This window comes from Streptomyces sp. Ru62 (assembly GCF_002920615.1).
Lineage (GTDB): Bacteria > Actinomycetota > Actinomycetes > Streptomycetales > Streptomycetaceae > Streptomyces.
Genome location: NZ_PQSU01000006.1, coordinates 26,808 through 44,830 on the forward strand (window position 1 = coordinate 26,808; position 18,023 = coordinate 44,830).

6 protein-coding genes and 1 pseudogene are annotated in these 18,023 nt (G+C 74.2%); 4 read left to right on the forward strand and 3 right to left on the reverse strand.

The annotated features are described in order from the left end of the window. Positions 1-121 precede the first annotated feature (121 nt). Entirely contained in the window at positions 122-1,411 is a 1,290-nt protein-coding gene (locus C3492_RS09820) for a helix-turn-helix domain-containing protein (RefSeq protein WP_103811344.1), read from the reverse strand. A 671-nt stretch (positions 1,412-2,082) separates the two neighbouring features. Between C3492_RS09820 and C3492_RS09825 the strand changes: the two genes are divergently transcribed. Beyond that, a complete protein-coding gene (locus tag C3492_RS09825; protein ID WP_103811345.1) occupies positions 2,083-2,820 on the forward strand; it encodes a PAS domain-containing protein in 738 nt (245 codons plus the stop codon). A gap of 198 nt (positions 2,821-3,018) precedes the next feature. Here the strand turns inward: C3492_RS09825 and C3492_RS09830 are convergent, their stop codons facing one another. Both C3492_RS09830 and C3492_RS09835 read right to left on the reverse strand, forming a co-directional pair. After that, positions 3,019-3,537: an RNA polymerase sigma factor gene (locus C3492_RS09830; RefSeq protein WP_103811346.1), complete on the reverse strand. Its 519-nt coding sequence runs from the start codon at positions 3,535-3,537 to the stop codon at positions 3,019-3,021. 54 nt (positions 3,538-3,591) lie between these two features. Then, entirely contained in the window at positions 3,592-4,920 is a 1,329-nt protein-coding gene (locus C3492_RS09835) for a condensation domain-containing protein (RefSeq protein WP_103811347.1), read from the reverse strand. A gap of 470 nt (positions 4,921-5,390) precedes the next feature. Between C3492_RS09835 and C3492_RS45530 the strand changes: the two are divergent. The 3 genes and pseudogenes from C3492_RS45530 to C3492_RS09845 all read left to right on the forward strand — a co-directional run. Next, a pseudogene (locus C3492_RS45530) lies at positions 5,391-8,159 on the forward strand (amino acid adenylation domain-containing protein); the annotation flags it as partial. 205 nt (positions 8,160-8,364) lie between these two features. Further along, positions 8,365-14,118 (forward strand): SDR family oxidoreductase, encoded by a 5,754-nt coding sequence (locus tag C3492_RS09840; RefSeq protein ID WP_258055589.1) that lies wholly within the window; start codon positions 8,365-8,367, stop codon positions 14,116-14,118. After that, positions 14,111-17,917, forward strand: a complete 3,807-nt coding sequence (locus C3492_RS09845; protein ID WP_103811553.1) for a type I polyketide synthase — start codon at positions 14,111-14,113, stop codon at positions 17,915-17,917. Before C3492_RS09840 ends, C3492_RS09845 begins: the two co-directional genes overlap by 8 nt. Positions 17,918-18,023: the final 106 nt, after the last annotated feature.

An 18,023-nucleotide genomic window follows, 5' to 3' on the forward strand; every position in this document is an offset into this window, starting at 1 on the left:
TGTCGAAGCGGCGTCGGTGCGTGCCGGCGGCTTCCGCGTCGAGACGAGATGCTGGACAGTCTCTCCCGGGCCGGTCGGCCGGCTGCGCGGGGGCGGAGGGCGGGGCCGGCGGTGGACCGCATCACGGGCCGGCGCGGCCACCTCGATCGGATGGCTGCGGTGTGGGGTCAGCGCTGTCCGCCGTGGGCGGGAGGCGTAGGTCCGCCAGGGTCTGGGCCAAGGACTGCCAGACGTGCGCGGCCAGGTCCAGGTTCTGGGACTCCGCCGCCTGACGGCCGAGCCGCTGGAGGCGGTCGATGCCCTCGTCGACACGCCCGGACAGGATCATCAGCCGACCGTCCAGGACCGACAGCCGTACCCGGTCGCGGTAGGACAGACGCAGGTCCTCATCGGCCAGCAGTGTGCCGCTGATCGCGCGGGCCTCGTCCGTCCGGCCCCGGTGGAAGGCCAGATGGGCCTGCAGCGCGCGCAGCTCCTGGATCTGCACCGGCGTGCCGATCAGGTCCACGACGGACGTGGCCTCGGTCAGCCAGCGCTCTGCCGCTGCCAGTCGGGGCGGTGACATCTCCAGCGCGGCGGCGGTGGCCGCGGCCCGGAGCCTGATCCAGAGGGTCAGATCGTCCCTGCCCTCAAGGAGTCGCAGGGCCGTTTCCAGTCCGGTCCGGGCGGAGACGTGGTCACCCTGGCGGTTGCGGACCATGGCGACGGTCCACCACCCCTCGGCCGCCTGTGCCGGTTCGGTCCTGGGCAGCCAGTCCCGTTCAAGTTCGTCGACGTGCCGCGCGGCCACGTCCAGCCTGCCCAGCTCGGTCTCGATGCCGATCAGCACCATGAGGGCCGCCGTGGTGTCGGACACGGGCAGTTCCTCGGCGCGGGCGAGGGAGAACGCCTGGGCGGCCGCCGGTTCCGCCGTGCGCATGTCACCCAGGGCGCGCATGCAACGGGCGTACTGCACGTATGACCGTACCCGCAGTTCGGGCACCTCCAACAGCTCGCTCAGCTCAAGGAGTTGCAGCAGATGCCGGCGCTCCTGCGGGTAGTCGCCGAGACGGCCGGCCGCCCGGCTCAGCAACCACAGAGCCTGCCAGCGGGCGGCGGGATCGTCGTCCGCGTGCTGGTCGACCGCCCTGCCGAGGGCCGCGATGTCGCAGGTGCCGGACGGCGCCGACAACACGGCCGCCAGTTCACAGGTGAGGGACCGCTGGGGTGAAGGGGCGGTGAGGGCGGACGCGTCGACGCCCAGCCGCTCGGCGAGATATGCCGTGGCGCGTTCGGTGGGCCGGCGCTCCCCCGACTCCAGGCGTGACAGGTACCCCGTCGACATACCGTCGCCGACGAGCCCTGCCTGGCTCAGGCCTCGCTCCAGCCGGAGCCTCTTGAGCCGACGGCCGAAGTGCGGCTGCTCGAGCATCTCCCACCTCTGCTCCCGTGACGCATGCCAGACCTCCGCTCCTCGGCCCGTTCGATCGGAGATCTGGAGTTGTCAACACTTTACGAATCCCACTGAGGGGCGGCAAGGCGATAACCGGGCAGCAACTCACCTGGTCAGTGGGCGTGTTGCTGTCCGGCGACCGGCCGACGGGTGGCCGTCAGACACGACAACGACTGTTCCGGACAGGGAAGTTGGCACGAGACTCAGGTCATCTGGCAAACCCTTGCCAAGGGGGTTGCCACCCCTTAGCCTCGAAGGTGCCGTCCTGACGCGATTCCCCCAACTCGTTTCATGGAGGTCTCCGTGCCGCGCCACGCCCGACCGGGCTCAACGCGAAGGTCCGTCCTACGGCTCGCCGCACTCGGTTCACGATCGGTCTGCACGCCAGCTGGCGAGATCGAGTGGCCGTGACAACGTTATCCGGCCATCGGCCGAACCTCGTCGGGCGCATTCGCCCTCCGTGACCAGCCGTCCTGGACCCTCCGCACACGCCCACCAGCCCACCCTCACGCGGAACAGCAGACCTCGGCCGCCAACGAGGTGGCCCTCCTGTGCGCCGGACGCTCGCCGACACCCTGGCACCTACGCGCCGGTCCGTCCCGCACCACACACCCCGCCCCCACTACGCGCAGCAAAAGGACGGTACGTCCGTGGCGACCACGAGTTTCCCCGACGCCTCGCCCCGCAAGCACCATCCCACCGCACACCCGGCCCCTCCCCTCCGCCGCGCCCCGCTCACGAACAGCTCACACCCCGCTCCCGCGTCGCGGGTCGTCTGCACGGCCCGCACTCTGTCCGGCGACCTCGTCATCACGGCCGCGGAGCCGGAGTTCGCCCGGCACTTCGGCCTCAGCGCGGAAGAGATACGCGGGTATCGCCTCCTCGACCTTGTGCACTCACCCACACCCGCCCAGCTGCGGGAACGGTTCCTCGCTCTCTCCTCGGGCCGCCGGCCCCGAGTCACCGAGCAGGTCATGGGCAAGGATGGTGCCGGCGGACTCTTCCGGGCGGACCTCACCGGCATCGCCGTGCACGGCCTGTCCGGTGAGACGTCCGGCGTCGTCGTTCTTCTCCGCAGCCTCGCCGCCGCCCCCACACCTGCATCACCCACACCGCAGCAGGACGACGCACCGGCGGCCGGCGACACACCTGTGCTCAGCGCTCTCGACGCGCAGGTGCTGGAGGGTGTGGCACGCGGCGAATCGACGGTGCAGCTGGCCTCCCGCCTGTACTTGAGCCGCCAGGGCATCGAGTACCGCATCGGTCAGATGCTGCGGAGGTTCGACACCCCCAACCGCCCCGCGCTGGTCTCTCGTGCGCACGCGCTGGGAATGTTCGCCGCCGGCCAGTGGCCGCCACGCGTACGGCCGGACCGCGTCAAGTCCTAGGCGCGGAAGTCTCCCTGGACGAGGGCCGTGGTGTCAGGAACGCCACGGCCCTCGTGGTACGGCCGCCTGCGGCCGCCCTTGGGAGGCGCCGCACACGGCCACCATCGAGAGGTCACCGTGGGATCAGGGCGTGGCCGCCTCCGTGAAGGACGGTGCGGGCCATCTCCTGCCCCCCCCGGAGGTCGTCGTGCCCTCGGCTCACGCCGCCGAGGGCTGCCAGGCCTCCTGAAAGCGGCGGCGGGCGCGGAAGAGGCGGGACCGTACCGTGCCCACGGGCAGCGCGAGCACCTCCGCGATCTCCTCCTCGTTCAGACCGTAGGCACGCAGGGTCAGGACCTGCCGGTGCGCCCGCGACAGACGTTCGAGCACATCGCTGATGTGCACCGCGTCCAACGGGTTCGCCTGCTGCTGCGACTCGACCTGCCCGCAGGTCTGTTCCTCGCCGAAGCGTTTGGCGGTGCGCACGGCCTCGCGGACCGTCACCGCGCGCACCCACCCGTAGAAGGCCACCGGTTCGCGCAGCTGGCCCAGCCCGCGGTAGATGGCCAGCAGCGCCTCCTGGGTGGCATCGGCCGCGTCGTCACGGGTGATGGAGCGACAGATCCGCGTGACGTAGGGCGTGATGTGGTTCAGCAGGTGGTTCATGGCGTGCTCGTCGCCCGACTGGGCGCGCGGCAGCAGCGTCAGGGGGGAGGCGAGTTCGCTGACGGTGGACATGTCGCAGGAGAACTCCTTACGGCAACCGGGCGTGATGCGGAAGTGGGGTGGCGTTCAGCCGGCGTCGGCGGTGGCGGGCTCACGCCGGGCCGCGGACGCGAAGGCGAGGAGGCCGTCGAGCACCTCGTCGCGGAAGGCCCGCATGAAGGACGGGCTGAAGCAGGCGGTGTAGTGCGGGAACTCGATGGCCAAGCGGCCTTCGAAGGAGACCACGCACGCCATGACGGGGCTGCGGCCGGCCTGCGGGAAGTAGTGCTCGCGGGCGGGCACCAGGCGGACGTCGACCACCCGCAGGTCGCCGGGCAGGCGGGGTCCCGGGACGACACCCATGTTGGTGACGATCACCGTGGCCAGTTGGAGCGCGGGGTTGCGGGGGATCTCGGGGGTGATGCGCATCTCGTGGAAGTGACTGCCGCCGGAGATGAAGTCACTCACCCGGGCGTGGACGGTACGCGCCAGATCCAGCGGGTCGGAGTTCGCGGCCACCTGGAGAGTCTGCAGATGCGTGGTGACCGCCGGCACCATGACGGACGCCGGCAGCGGTGGCGTCAGCCGGGAGCGCAGGTCGACGGGAGACAGGCAGCCGAGGGTGCGGGGGCCCTCACCCTCGAAGCGCCGTCGGGCCGTGCTCAGCAGGGCCGCGGCGATGAGCGCGTGCACGGACACGCCGGCCTGCCGCGCCCTCTCGCGCAGGCGTGTGGTGTGTTCGGTGTCCAGAGTGAGCCGGCACACGTCGATGTGCCCCTCCCCCGCCCCGGCGGCCGTCGCCTGGTCCGGGGTGTGTGCCGCGTCGTAGGGCACCAGCTCGACCGGGTGCCGCTTCGTCTGCGTGACGCGGGCGTCGAGGTACGCGGCGGTGTCCGCCTCGTCGGCCGGCGGGAGCAGTGTGCTGACGGGCTCGGGCCAGTCGGGGGCGTCCGCCTCGTCGGGCCGGACGGACTGCGGGTGCTCGTCGGTGACGAGCGACCGGTAATGGTCCCACAGCGTGTTGTGCAGGGTGATGCTGCTGTGACCGTCGGTCACCGTGTGGTCCACCACCAGGACGAACAGGTGGTCCGTGCCGCCCGGTGCGCTGACGAGGACCGCGCGCGACAGCGGGCCGCCCACCGGGAGGGGCCTGTTCAGCTCTGTCGCGTAGGCCTCGGCCAGCTCTCCGGCTCGGGTCTCCAGGCGAGGCCGCTCGGCCTCGTCGAGCAGAGCCAGCGCATGGCCGGTGCCGTCCGCCACTATGCGGGAGCGCAGGGTCGGGTTGGCCTGCGTCACGGCGCGGAACGCGGCGGTCAGCGCCTCGATGTCGACGCGTCCGCGCAGGGTGCAGGACAGCACGGCCCTGCTTCGCTGGCCCACGTAGAGCGTCTCGACCGGACACAGCGCACGGTGCATGAGGGCAGCCCTCTTCTCGATCGTCCAACGGGTGGCCCGCGGGCAGTACCGGCCGGTCACCGGCTGGTGGCCTCGGGCGTCGGGAGTCGCGTTCGAGAGTGCACCGCGCGTCGTCGCCGAATCCACCCGGAAGACCTCCGGGAGGTGAAGTTGCGTGAATTCCCTAGAAGTTGGAGCCGGGCGTGCACTCCCTGGCTCGACGTTCTCTGGGGAATTCCCTGAATTGCCACGCGTGGACCGGTGCTGCCTTGACCGGGCCGAGTGCGGTGGCGCACCGTGATGTGCCGTAGAACCGGGGCCAGGGTGGGTGTTCGCCGGGCCCCCGGCGTGCGACCTCCCTTTTCCGCTTCGTGGACCGGCCCGGCGCGTACCCGCACGCGAGGGCGGCGCGAAGCGGTGGCCGCACCGCTCCGATCCGGTCGTGCCGTCGCCGGCCGGGACATTACGGCTTGCCACGTGAGGGTTGTGCTATGTCACTCCAGCAGGACGAGCGGCGTCCGCTGTCCGGGGCCCAGGAGGGTCTCTGGTACGCCGGGCGGCTCGCGTCGGACAGCGCCGCGTACAACACCGGTGAAGCGGTGGAGATCCACGGGCCGCTCGACCCGGGACTGTTCGAGACCGCGCTGCGCCGCACGGTCGCCGAGGCGGACACCTTCGCCCTGCGTTTCGTCGACACCGAGGACGGCCCCCGCTGCCATCGCGCCGCGGACCCCGACGACTGGCCCCTGCACCACGTCGATGTCCGTGACGCCGAGGATCCCACGACGGCCGCCTGGGACTGGATCCGGGCGGACCTGGCGACCCCGGTCGACCTGGAGAAGGGCCCGCTGTTCTCGCACGCCCTCCTGACGCTGGCGCCCGACCGGTTCATCTGGCTGCTGAGGGCCCACCACATCCTGCTCGACGGGTACAGCTACAAGCTCCTGGGACGGCGCCTGGCCGAGACCTACAACGCGCTCGCCGCGGGCCGTGAGCCGGGTACCGCCACCTTCGCACCGGTGCACCGGCTCCAGGAGGAAGAGGCCGCGTACCGCGCCGGCGAACGCCACACCCGTGACCGCGCCCATTGGGCCGACCGCCTGGCCGGGCTGCCCGAACCCGCGCGGCTCACCTCGCGCACGGCGGCCCCCACCGCCCCGTTCCTGCGCAGCACCGCCGAGCTGACGCCGCCCGAGGTGGCAGCCCTGGACCGGGCGGCCTCCCGGCTCGGCGTCGCCCGCACCGACCTGCTGGCCGCCGCCACCGCCGTGTACCTGCACCGCATGACCGGCAGCCAGGACCTGGTGCTGGGCCTGGCCACGATGAGCCGGCTGGGCAGCGCCGCGCTGCGCACCCCGGGCACCGCCTCCGACATCCTGCCCCTGCGGGTGGCCACCACCCCGGGAACGCCGCTCGGCCAGTTCGCCCGCAGCGTCGCCGAAGAGCTGCGCGCCCTGCGCCGCCACCAGGCCTACCGGGGTGAGTACCTGCGCCGCGACCTGGGGCTGCTGGGCACCGGCCGCCGGCTGTACGGACCGGTGCTGAACATCGTCCCGTTCGACGAGTCGCCCGTGTTCGACGGCCACCCCACCACCTGGCACCACCTCTCCGGCGGAGCCGTGGAGGACCTGCAGATATCGGTGCGGCCCGGCGCCGAGGCGGGCGGCCTGTGGCTGGCCTTCGACGCCAACCCCGCCCTGTACGAGGACGGCGAACTCGCGCTGCACCGCGAGCGGTTCCTCACCGTCCTGCGCCGGCTGGCCGAGGCGGCGCCGACGACCGCGCTGGGGGAGCTGGACGTCCTGCTGCCGGGCGAGCACCCCCGTGACACGCCCGTCCGCACGTATCCGGTCGAGCGCACCCTCACGCAGCTGTTCGAGGAGCAGGCGGCCACCGTCCCCGGGCGGATCGCCGTCACCTGCGGCGACCTGCAGCTCGCCTACGCCGAGCTCAACGCCGAGGCCAACCGGCTGGCCCGGCTGCTCACCGAGCGCGGCGCGGGTCCGGGCCGGGTGGTGGCCCTGGCCCTGGAGCGCGGGGTACGGCTGCTGCCCGCTCTGCTCGCCGTCCTCAAGACCGGTGCCGCCTACCTTCCCCTGGACCCCGGGCACCCGGCCGAGCGGCTGCGGCTGGTCGTCGAGGACGCGGCCCCGGTCGTCCTGGTCACCGAGCGCGCCCACGCCCACCTCGCCGGTGCGTCGGTCCCCGCGGTGCTCCTGGACGACCCGCGGGTGACGGCGGACCTCGCCGACCGCCCCGCCGGCGACCTGACCGACGCCGACCGGCACGCGCCGACGAGCCCCGCCGACATCGCGTACATCATCCACACCTCCGGCTCCACCGGCCGCCCCAAGGGGGTCCCGGTGCCGCACGCCAACGTCGTGCGTCTGTTCGCCGCCGCCGCGGAGCACTTCTCCTTCGGTCCCGACGACGTCTGGACGCTGTTCCACTCCTACGCCTTCGACTTCTCCGTCTGGGAGATGTGGGGCGCCCTGCTGCACGGTGGCCGGGTCGTCGTCGTTCCTTACGCCGTCAGCCGCTCCCCCCGCGACTTCCTGGAGCTGCTGCACCGCGAGGGCGTGACCGTCCTCAGCCAGACGCCGTCCGCGTTCGAGCAGCTGATCGACGCCGACCTCGAACGCGGTGGTGACAGCGGGGCGCTGCGCCACGTCGTCTTCGGCGGCGAGGCCCTGCGCCCGGCGCGGCTGCGGCCCTGGGCCGACCGGCACGGCCTGGACCGCCCGGCGCTGGTGAACATGTACGGCATCACCGAGACCACCGTGCACGTCACCCACCACCGCCTCACCCGGGCGGACCTGGACGACCCACGCCGTGGCAGCGTCATCGGCCGGCCCCTGTCCGACCTGCGCGTCCACCTCCTCGACGCCGAGGGGCGCCCGGTGCCGCCCTGCGCGAGCGGCGAGATGTACGTCTCAGGTGCCGGTGTGGCCGCCGGCTACCTTCACCGGCCCGAGCTGACCGCCGAGCGTTTCCTGGACGACCCTTTCGGCCCGCCCGGCACCCGCATGTACCGCTCCGGGGACCTGGCACGGCGCCGCCCCGACGGCACCCTGGACTACCTCGGCCGTGCCGACGCCCAGGTGCAGATCCGCGGGTTCCGCGTCGAGCCGGGCGAGATCGAGGCCGTCCTCGCCGCCCACCCCCGCGTGGCCCGGGCCGCCGTCGTGGTCCGCCGGGCCGGCAACGGCGCCCAGCAGCTCGTCGCCTACACGGTCGCCGCCGGCGGCGCACCCGCCGACCCCGCCGAGCTGCGCGCCCACGCCGCCGCCCACCTGCCCCGAGCACATGGTCCCGGCCGCCTGCGTAGACGTCGACGCCCTGCCGCTCACCGCCAACGGCAAGCTCGACGTGCGGGCGCTGCCCGCACCGGACTTCACCGCCGCGGCGTCCGGCGCGCGCCCGACGACCCCGCACCAGGCCCTGCTGTGCGCCCTGTTCGAGGACGTGCTGAAGCTGCCCCGCGACACCGTGGGCACCGACGTGAACTTCTTCGACCTCGGCGGCGACTCGCTGCTCGCCACCCGCCTGCTGGCCCGTCTGCGGCACGACACCGGCGCGGAGATCCCCATCACCGCCCTGTTCGAGACACCGACCCCGGCCGCCCTCGCCGCCCGGCTGGCCGCCCACTCCGTCGACGCCCTGCCGCGGCCCGCCCTGGGCGCCGCCGTCCGTCCCGACCACGTGCCGCTGTCCTTCGCGCAGGAGCGCATGTGGTTCCTCGACCGCCTCGACGAGCAGGCCGCCACGTACAACATCCCGCTCGTGGTGAGGCCACCCGCCGATCTCGACGCCGACGCCCTGGAAGCCGCCCTCGGCGACCTGGCCGACCGCCACGAGAGCCTGCGGACGGTGTTCGCCGTGCACGACGGGGCTCCCCACCAGCGCGTCCTGGCGCCCGGCGCGCTGCGGCCGCCTCTGCGCCGTATCGACTGCCCCGCCGTGGAGAGCGCCGCCCACGTCCAAGCGGCCATGCGCCACCGCTTCGATCTGAGTGCGGAAGGCCCGCTGGCCGCCTGGCTGCTGGGCCCGGCCGACGACCGTACGCTGCTGCTCCTGCTGCACCACAGCGCGGCCGACGGCTGGTCCCTGCGGCCCTTCGCCGAGGACCTGAGCGCCGCCTACGCGGCCCGCCGCGCCGGCCGCGCACCCGACTGGGATCCGCTGCCGGTGCAGTACGCCGACTACGCCCTGTGGCAGCGCGCCCTGCTCGCGCCATCCCCGGACGGCACGGGCCGCCTGGAACGGCTGACCGCCCACTGGCGCGCGGCCCTGGCCGGCCTGCCCGAAGAGTGCGGCCTGCCCGGCGACCGGCCGCGCCCCGAGGTGCCGCGCGGCACCGGCGCGCACGTGGAGACGGTCGTGGGCGCCGCCCTCCACCGTGACCTGCTCGCCTTGGCCGACCGCGAGGGCGCCAGCCTGTTCATGGTGCTGCACGCCGCCGTCAGCTCCCTGCTCACCCGCTGCGGCGCGGGTGAGGACATCGTCCTGGGCACCCCGGTCGCGGGCCGCACCGAGCCCGCTCTGGACCACCTGATCGGCCTGATCAGCAACACCCTGGTCCTGCGCGCCGACACCTCCGGCGACCCCGCCTTCCGCGATCTGCTCGCCCGGCTGCGCACCGCCGACCTGGCCGCCCTCGACCACCAGGACCTGCCCTTCGACCGGTTGGTGGACGAGCTCAACCCGCCCCGCCGCGCCGGCCGGCACCCGCTGTTCCAGGTGATGCTGGCCCTGCAGAACAACGAACCCGCCGTCCTCGAACTCGACGGGCGACAGACCCGGTTGCGGCCGACCGCCAACGGCACCGCCAAGTTCGACCTCTTCGTGGACGTCCTGGAACGGCACACCCGCGAAGGCGCCCCCGACGGCCTCGCCCTGCACGTCGAGTACGCCACCGACCTGTACGACGCGTCCACCGCCGAGGCGTTCGCCCGCGCCCTGCGCGACGTCCTGCGCGCGGTGAGCGCCGATCCCGGCGTGCGCGTCGGGCAGTTGCCGGCGGTCCCCGAACGCGCCCCGGCCCCGCCCGCGATCGCGGTCACGGAGGTGGAGGCGGCGGCGCTGTCCGTGCCCGGCATCCGCGACGCCCGCGCCCTGCCGGCCGCCGACGGCCGGGCGCCGCGCCTGTACGTGGTACCGGGACGCGCGGATGCGGTGGAACGCGTCGAGGAGGTCCTGCGGGGCGCGGGCCACGACGGTGTCCGCGTCACGGCCGTCAACGCCCTGCCCTTCGGCGAGGACGGCACGCTCGACACCGACGCGCTCCGGGCTCTGCCCGCCGTGGACCGCGCCTCGGCCGCCGCCTGGCAGGAAAGCCTGGTCCGCCTGCCCGGGGTGACCGCCGCCGAGGTGACGACGGAGGACGTCCCCGAGGAACTGGGCCGCCGCCACACCGGTCTGCCCGAGCGCACCGCGACTGCGGCATCCGCTGACGGCACCGCCGGCACGGGGGCGTCGTCCGCCGTACCGGCGCTCAGCGAGGGCCCCGCGCTCGCCGGGCCGTCCGTCTCCGACTGGGCGCAGGCCCTGCGCCGCGCCGCAGAGCGGGCACAGGGCGACATCGTCCACGTCCACGCCGACGGCAGCGAGCACCGGCGCAGTTACGCCTCCCTCATCCCCGAGGCCTCCCGGGTCCTGGCCGGACTGCGTGAGGCCGGACTGCGCCCCGGCGACCAGGTCATCCTCCAGTGCGACGCCACCGAGGACTTCCTGGCCGTGCTGTGGGGCTGCATCCTGGGCGGCTTCGTCGCCGTCCCGCTGACCGTTCCCGCTTCCTACGGCACGCCTTCGGCGGCGCTGACCAAGCTGGAGGGCATCTGGCGGATGCTCGGCCGGCCCTGGATCGTGTGCTCCGCCGACCGTGAGACGGGCCTGCGCGAGCTGGCCGCCCGGCAGAACTGGCCCGGACTGCGGCTGACCACGGCCGGGAAGCTGCGCGAGGCGGCCGAGGATCGCGACTGGTACCCCGCCCGGCCCGACGACCTCATCCTGATGCTGATGACGTCCGGCAGCACCGGCCTGCCGAAGGCGGTACGGCTCACCCACCGCAACGTGCTGACCCGCTCGGCCGCCACCGAGCAGATGAACGGGCTCGGTGCCGCGGACGTCTCCTTGAACTGGATCCCGCTCGACCACGTCACCGGCGTGGTGATGTTCCACCTGCGGGACGTGTACCTGGGCTGCCGCCAGATCCACGCGCCCACTTCCTGGATCCTTCAGGACCCGCTGCGCTGGATGGACCTCGCCGACCGCCACCGCGTCACCGTCACCTGGGCGCCCAACTTCGCCTTCGGCCTGCTCGCCGAGCAGGCCGACCGCTTCGCCGACCGCACCTGGGACCTGTCGCCGATGCGTCTGGTGATGAACGCCGGCGAGGTCGTGGTGGCCGCCGCGGCCCGCCGCTTCCTGCACACGCTCAAGCCCTTCCGCCTGCCGCAGGACGTGATGCACCCCGGCTGGGGCATGTCCGAGACCTGCTCGGTGGTCACCGACGCCGTGTTGCCCGGCGAACCCGGCCCCGGCGAGGGCACGTTCGTCAGCTGCGGCCGCCCCTACCCCGGTTTCGCCATGCGCGTCGTCGACGACGCCGGTACGGTGCTCGCCGAGGGCGACACCGGCCGCCTCCAGGTCCGCGGCACCTCCGTGACCGGCGGCTACCACGACAACCCGGGCGCCAACGCCGAGGCGTTCACCGAGGACGGCTGGTTCGACACCGGCGACCTGGCGTTCCTGCGCGAGGGCGAGCTGTACATCACCGGCCGCGCCAAGGACGTCATCATCGTCAACGGCGTCAACCACTACAGCCACGAGATCGAGGCCTGCGTCGAGGAACTTCCGCACGTCGTGCGCAGCTTCACCGCCGCGGTCGCCGTGCGCTCCGGCCCCTCGGCGACCACCGACGAACTGGCCCTGTTCCTCCACCTCTCCCCCGAGGCCGCGGCGGGCGACACGGCCGCCGCCCTGCGGGAGATCGCGGGCAAGGTGACGCGGGAGATCGGCGTCAGCCCCGCCTTCCTCGTCCCCGTCCCCCAGGACGCGATCCCCAAGACGGAGATCGGCAAGATCCAGCGCACCAGGCTGCGCAAGAGCTTCGAGGCCGGCGCCTTCGACGAGGAGGTGCGCGCCGCCCAGCTGCTGCTGGGCACCGCCGCCACCGTGCCCGACTGGTTCCTGCGCCCGGTGTGGCAGCGCGCCCACCACGTCGCGCCCCGCGGGACGGCACCGGGCCGGCACACCCTCGTCCTCACGGGCGGCGACCCGGACACCCAACGGCTCGCCGGACGGATCGCCGACGCGCTGCGCCGCGCCGGCGGGCGGTGCACCCTGGCCACCGACGCGGCCTCGTACGCCCGGCTCGACGCCGCACGCTACCGGCTGCGGACCGGCGAGGAGAGCGACATCACCACCCTGCTGGAGCAGTTGGAGCGCGACCAGCGGCCGGTCGACGCCGTCCTGCACCTCGGCGGCCTGGCCCCCCTGGACGACACGGGCACGACACCGTACGAGGCAACCGGCGCCCTGTCCCTGCTCGCCCTCGCGCGTGCCCTCGCCGCCCGGCCCGAGCGGCGGCAGCCCGTCGACCTGGTGTATGTGACGGCGGGCGCCCAGGGCGTGCGCGCCGAGGACCGGCCCCGCCCGGAACAGGCCATGGCGGGCGCCCTGCTCAAGTCCCTCGGCGAGGAGCTGGGCCGGCTGCGCGGCACCCACCTCGACCTCCCGCCGGACGACGGCGAGGACCGGCTGCCCCTGGTGCTGGCCGAGGCGGGAGCAGCCACCGAGGGAGCGGAGGTGGCCTACCGCGGCGGGCACCGCTACGTACGCCGGCTCGCCCCGTTGCCCGACGCGCCGGCGCCCGTCCGGCAGCGACCCGGCGACGGCTTCACCCTCCTCACCGGCGGACTGGGCGGTGTCGGCGGCGAGGTCGCGGCCCACCTGCTGCGCGCGCCCGGCACCCGCCTGCTGATCCTGGGCCGCACCCCCGAGGACGAACTGGGCACCGGGACAGGCGAACCGGACCGCGGGGAGCTGCTGCGGCGGCTGAGTGAGCTGGGCGAGGTCCGCTACGCGTGCGCCGACGTCACCGACGAGCAGCAGGTGCGCGCCGCGGTGGACGCGGCCGCCCAGGCTTGGGGCGTTGCGCTGACCTCGGTGCTGCATCTGGCCGGAGCGCTCGTCGAACGCCCTGTCGGCGAGCTGGACGGCGACACCTGGCGGCAGGCGCTGGCGGCGAAGGCGCACGGCGCGTGGACGCTGCACCGGCTGACCGCCGACCACCCGGTCGCCTCCTTCGTCACGTTCTCCTCGGTGAACGGCTACTTCGGCGGTGCCATGAACGCCGCCTACGCCGCCGCCAACGCCTACCTCGACGCCCTCGCCCTGTACCGTCGCCGCCTCGGTCTGCCCGCGCAGTCCCTGGCCTGGAGCATGTGGCGGGAGCGGGGTGTGAGCCGCGGTTACCGGCTCGCCGCGCTCACCGAGGCCCGTGGCTACCGGCTGCTGGACGTGCCCGCCGCGCTGCGCTCCTTCGATCTCGCCCGCACGCTGGACGAGCCGCACCTGCTCATCGGTGCCGACCGCACCGCCCCGTGGGTGCGCAGTCATGTGGCGGCACCCGTCCGCCAGGTACGCCGTCCGGTCGCGCGCGTCGGCCTCTCGGACGGCACCGACCTCGGCGCCTTGTACCGCGCGGCCGCCGACGCCGCCCGCGCCGCGGGCCTGGGCGACGACTGGGTGCTGCGCTCGGCCGGCGCCACCGGGCGCCCGGAGGCGGACGGGCCGGGCAAGGACGTGCGGCAGCTGGAGAGCAGGCTCGCCGAGGTGTGGTGCGGCGTGCTGGGCCGCGACCGGGTAGGACGGGACGAGAACTTCTTCGACCTGGGCGGCAACTCGCTGCTGCTGGTCACTGCCCAGAGCGCGGTCAACAGCGCCTTCGACACCGATCTGTCGGTCGTGGACCTGTTCGCCCACCCCACCGTGCGCGACCTGGCCCGTCACCTGGCGGCCCGCACCGGCCCCGCCGTCGCCGAGCCGTCACCGGAGCCGGGGACCGACGCCGGCCGCTCAGGCGGCCCCGACGCGGAGCGTCCCGCCGAGCCGGCGTCCAGCGGCCTGGACCGCGCCAAGGAACAAGCACAACGGCAGCGTGCGGCACGTGCCCGCCGCACCGCACGGCACGGAAAGGACCGCGGCCATGCATGACACCCCCGCAGCGCACGAGGACGTCCCCGCCGTCGCCGTGATCGGCATGGCGGGCCGCTTCCCCGGGGCCGACGACCTGGACGCCTTCTGGGAGAACCTGACGGCCGGCCGGGAGTCGGTGCGCCCCGTCAGCGATGAGGAGTTCCTCGCCGCGGGCGGCGACCCGCGCGACCTCGACGACCCCTCGCTGGTGCGCATGGCGTCCGTCGTGGAGGGCATGGACCGCTTCGACTCCGGCTTCTTCGGCTACAGCCCCGCCGAGGCGGCCGTCGTCGACCCGCAGCAGCGGCTGCTGCTGGAGACGGCCTACCACGCCCTGGAGGACGCCGGCTGCCTGGGCGAGGGCCGTACGACCGGGGCGTTCGGTGTGTACGCGGGCAGCGGCGACAGCCGCTATTACCCCGCCCACGTCCATCCCCGCTTCGCCGGGCAGCCCGGATCGGTCGCCCTGGTGCACGCGGCCACCGCCAACTCCCTGGGCACGCTCGCCACCCGCGTCTCCTACGAACTGGGCCTGACCGGCCCGAGCGTGTCGCTGCAGACGGCCTGCTCCACCGCGCTGGTCGCCGTGCACACCGCCTGCCAGGACCTGCTGGACCACCGCTGCGACACCGCCCTGGCGGCCGCGGTCTCCCTCAACCCCTCCGCCGCCCTGGGCTACCGGCACGTTCCCGACGGGCCCTTCTCCCCCGACGGCCATTGCCGCGCCTTCGCCGCAGACGCCGCCGGCACCTCCTCCGGCGACGGCGTGGGCGCCGTCGTCCTCAAGCGCCTGGAGGACGCCCTCGCCGACGGCGACCGCATCCGCGCCGTCATCCGCGGCAGCGCCGTCAACAACGACGGGCGCCGCAAGGTCGGCTTCAGCGCGCCCAGCGCCGCCGGACAGACCGAGGTCATCCTCGCGGCCCAGGCCGAGGCGATGGTCGACGCGGACACCATCGGACTGGTCGAGGCGCACGGCACCGCCACCAAGCTCGGCGATCCGATCGAGGTCGCGGCGCTCACCGAAGCCTTCCGGCACAGCACCGACCAGCGGGGCTTCTGTGCCCTGGGGTCGGTGAAGACCAACATCGGCCACCTGGGAGCGGCGGCCGGAATCGCCGGGCTCATCAAGGCCGTGCTGGCCCTGGAGCACCGGCAGATCCCGCCGAGCCTGCACTTCGACCGGCCCAACCCGCTCATCGACTTCGACTCCAGCCCCTTCCGGGTGCCCACGGCCCTGGAGGACTGGCCCGAGCGCGACCACCCGCGCCGGGCCGCCGTCTCCGCCTTCGGCATCGGCGGCACCAACGCCCACGTCATCCTGGAGGAGGCCCCGCCCGTCACCCCCGCCGCGTCCCGCCCGGCCGAGGACCGCCGCCGCCTGGTGCTGCCGGTCTCCGCACGCACCGCCGGCGCGCTGCGCGGCCAGGCCGACGCGCTCGCCCGGCACCTGGAGCGCCGTCCCGGCCTGCGCCTGGACGACATCGCGTACTCCCTGCGCGCCGAGCGGCCCGCGCTGCGCCACCGCCTCACCGTCACGGCGGCCTCCCGCGAGGAGGCCGTGGCGGCCCTGCGCAGCGCCGCGCCCGTCACCCCGCCGGTGGGCGACGACCCGGCCGGGGTGGCATTCCTGCTTCCGGGCGGCGGCACCCAGTACGCCGGCATGGGGGCGGAGCTCTACCGCGAGCACGCCGTCTACCGCGACACCGTCGACGAGTGCGCGCGCATCCTGCGGCCCGTCCTCGGCGGCGACCTGCGCGGCACGCTGGTCGAGCGGCGGCCGGCCGACGACACCGACGCCCTCCTGGGCCTGGTGGTGACCGAGTACGCGCTGGCCCGCACGCTGATGGAGGCGGGCGTGCGCCCGGACGCCCTCATCGGCCACTCCCTGGGCGAGTACACGGCGGCCTGCCTGGCCGGGGTGATCGACCTGGAGGAGATGCTGCCGCTGGTCACCGAGCGGATCCGGCTGATCAGCTCCGCGGGCGGCGCCACGACCGGCGTCGCCGCGCCGGCGGAGGAGGTCCTGCCGCTGCTCGACGAGCAGTTGTCCCTGACCGCCGTCAACGGCCCCACCGCGTGCACCGTCGCCGGACACCTCGACGCGGTCGAACGCTTCGAGGCCGGCCTCGCCCGCCGGGGGACGCCCTTCCGCCGCCTGCGCATTCCCGTCGCGGCCCACTCCCACGTCCTGGATCCCGTGCTGCCGGCCTTCGAGAGCCACCTGCGACAGGTCACGCTGCGTCCGCCGCGCATCCCCTACGTCACCAACGTCACCGGCGCCTGGATCACCGACGCGCAGGCCACCTCCGTACAGCACTGGCTCGACCACACCCGGCACACCGTGCGCTTCGCCGACGGCATCGCCGCCCTGTGGGACCGCCTGCACCCCGTCCTGGTGGAGATCGGCCCCGGGGACACGCTGACCAAGCTGGCCGTCAGCCGGCTCGCCGACGAGGCACCGGTGACGGTGACCACCATGCGGCACGCCAAGGCGGAGGCGGCCGACTCCTTCGTCCTGGCCGAGGCCCTGGGCCGGCTGTGGTGCGCGGGCGTGGACGCCGCTCTTCCACCGGTGCCGGGCGCCGCCCGCAGGGTGCCGCTGCCGCCGTACGCCTTCGAACGCCACCGCCACTGGATCGACGCCCCCGGCGTCCGTACGGACACCCCGGCGCCCGACGACCCGGTCGCGGCACCGGCCGGCAGTGCCCTCGCCCCGCGCCCCCGGCTGACGACGGAGCACGTGCCGCCGCGCTCCGAACGCGAGGAGGCGGTCACCCGGGTGTGGGAGGAGACACTCGGCATCGGCGGCATCGGCGTGCACGACAACTTCTTCGACCTGGGCGGCGACTCGATGCGCGCCGTGCTGCTGGCCGGCCGCTTGCGCCAGACGGGCGTCCTCGACGTCCCCGCGGCGAAGCTGCTGGCCGCTCCCACGGTCGCCGGCCTGCTCGCCGAGGAACCGGCAGGCGGGGCGCCGGACGCCCGCCCCGTCACCGCGCTGGGCCCGCTGCTGCCCCTGCGCACGGAGGGCACCGCCACCCCGCTGTTCTGCCTCCACCCCGGGGCGGGCGTGTCCTGGCGCTACGCGGGCCTGCTGCCCCACCTGGGCGGCGACCAGCCCGTCTACGGCGTCCAGGCCCTGGGTCTTGACGGCACCCGGCCGCCCGCGGCCGACGCCGCCGCCATGGTCGGCGCCTACCTCGACCTGGTGCGCGAGGTGCAGCCGCACGGTCCCTACCGGCTGCTGGGCTGGTCCTACGGAGGGTTTGTGGCACACGCCATGGCCTGCGCCCTCCAGGAGGCCGGTGAACGGGTCGAACTCCTCGCCATGCTCGACGCGCCCCAGCCCCGCGGCACCAGCTACGACCCCGAGACGGCCGAACGACAGGTCGCCGCCCTGCTGGCGCGGGTCGCCGGCCTGCCCCTGCCACCCGGGGCCGCGCCGGAGGTGGAGTCGGTCCTGGACCGCATCGACGCCGCCCTGGCCGCCGATCCGGCCAGTTCCCCCGTCACGCGCGCGGAGGCCGCCGCCATCGCCGCCGTCATGCGCAACAACCTGCGCATCGCACCGCAGTTCGCCCCCGGTCGCTTCCGCGGTGACGTGCTGTTCTTCAGCGCGGCCCAGGAGCCGGCCACGGAGTTCTCCGGCGACCTCGCGGTGCAGCCCGGCAAGGCCGACGGCTGGCGCCCGTACGTCGACGGCACCCTTCACGACCACCAGGTGCCGTGCGGTCATTACGAGATGACCGAGCCGGAGCCGATCGCCCGCATCGGCGAAACGGTCGCCAAGGCCCTGCGCGCCCTGAGGTACTGAGCCCACGGCCGCCCGCGCTCGTGACCGACCCCGGACCGCCGCCCACGCGCCCCCCGGTCCACCGAGTCCGCCGACGCCTCCCGCACCGACGGGGTGGACGTCCCAC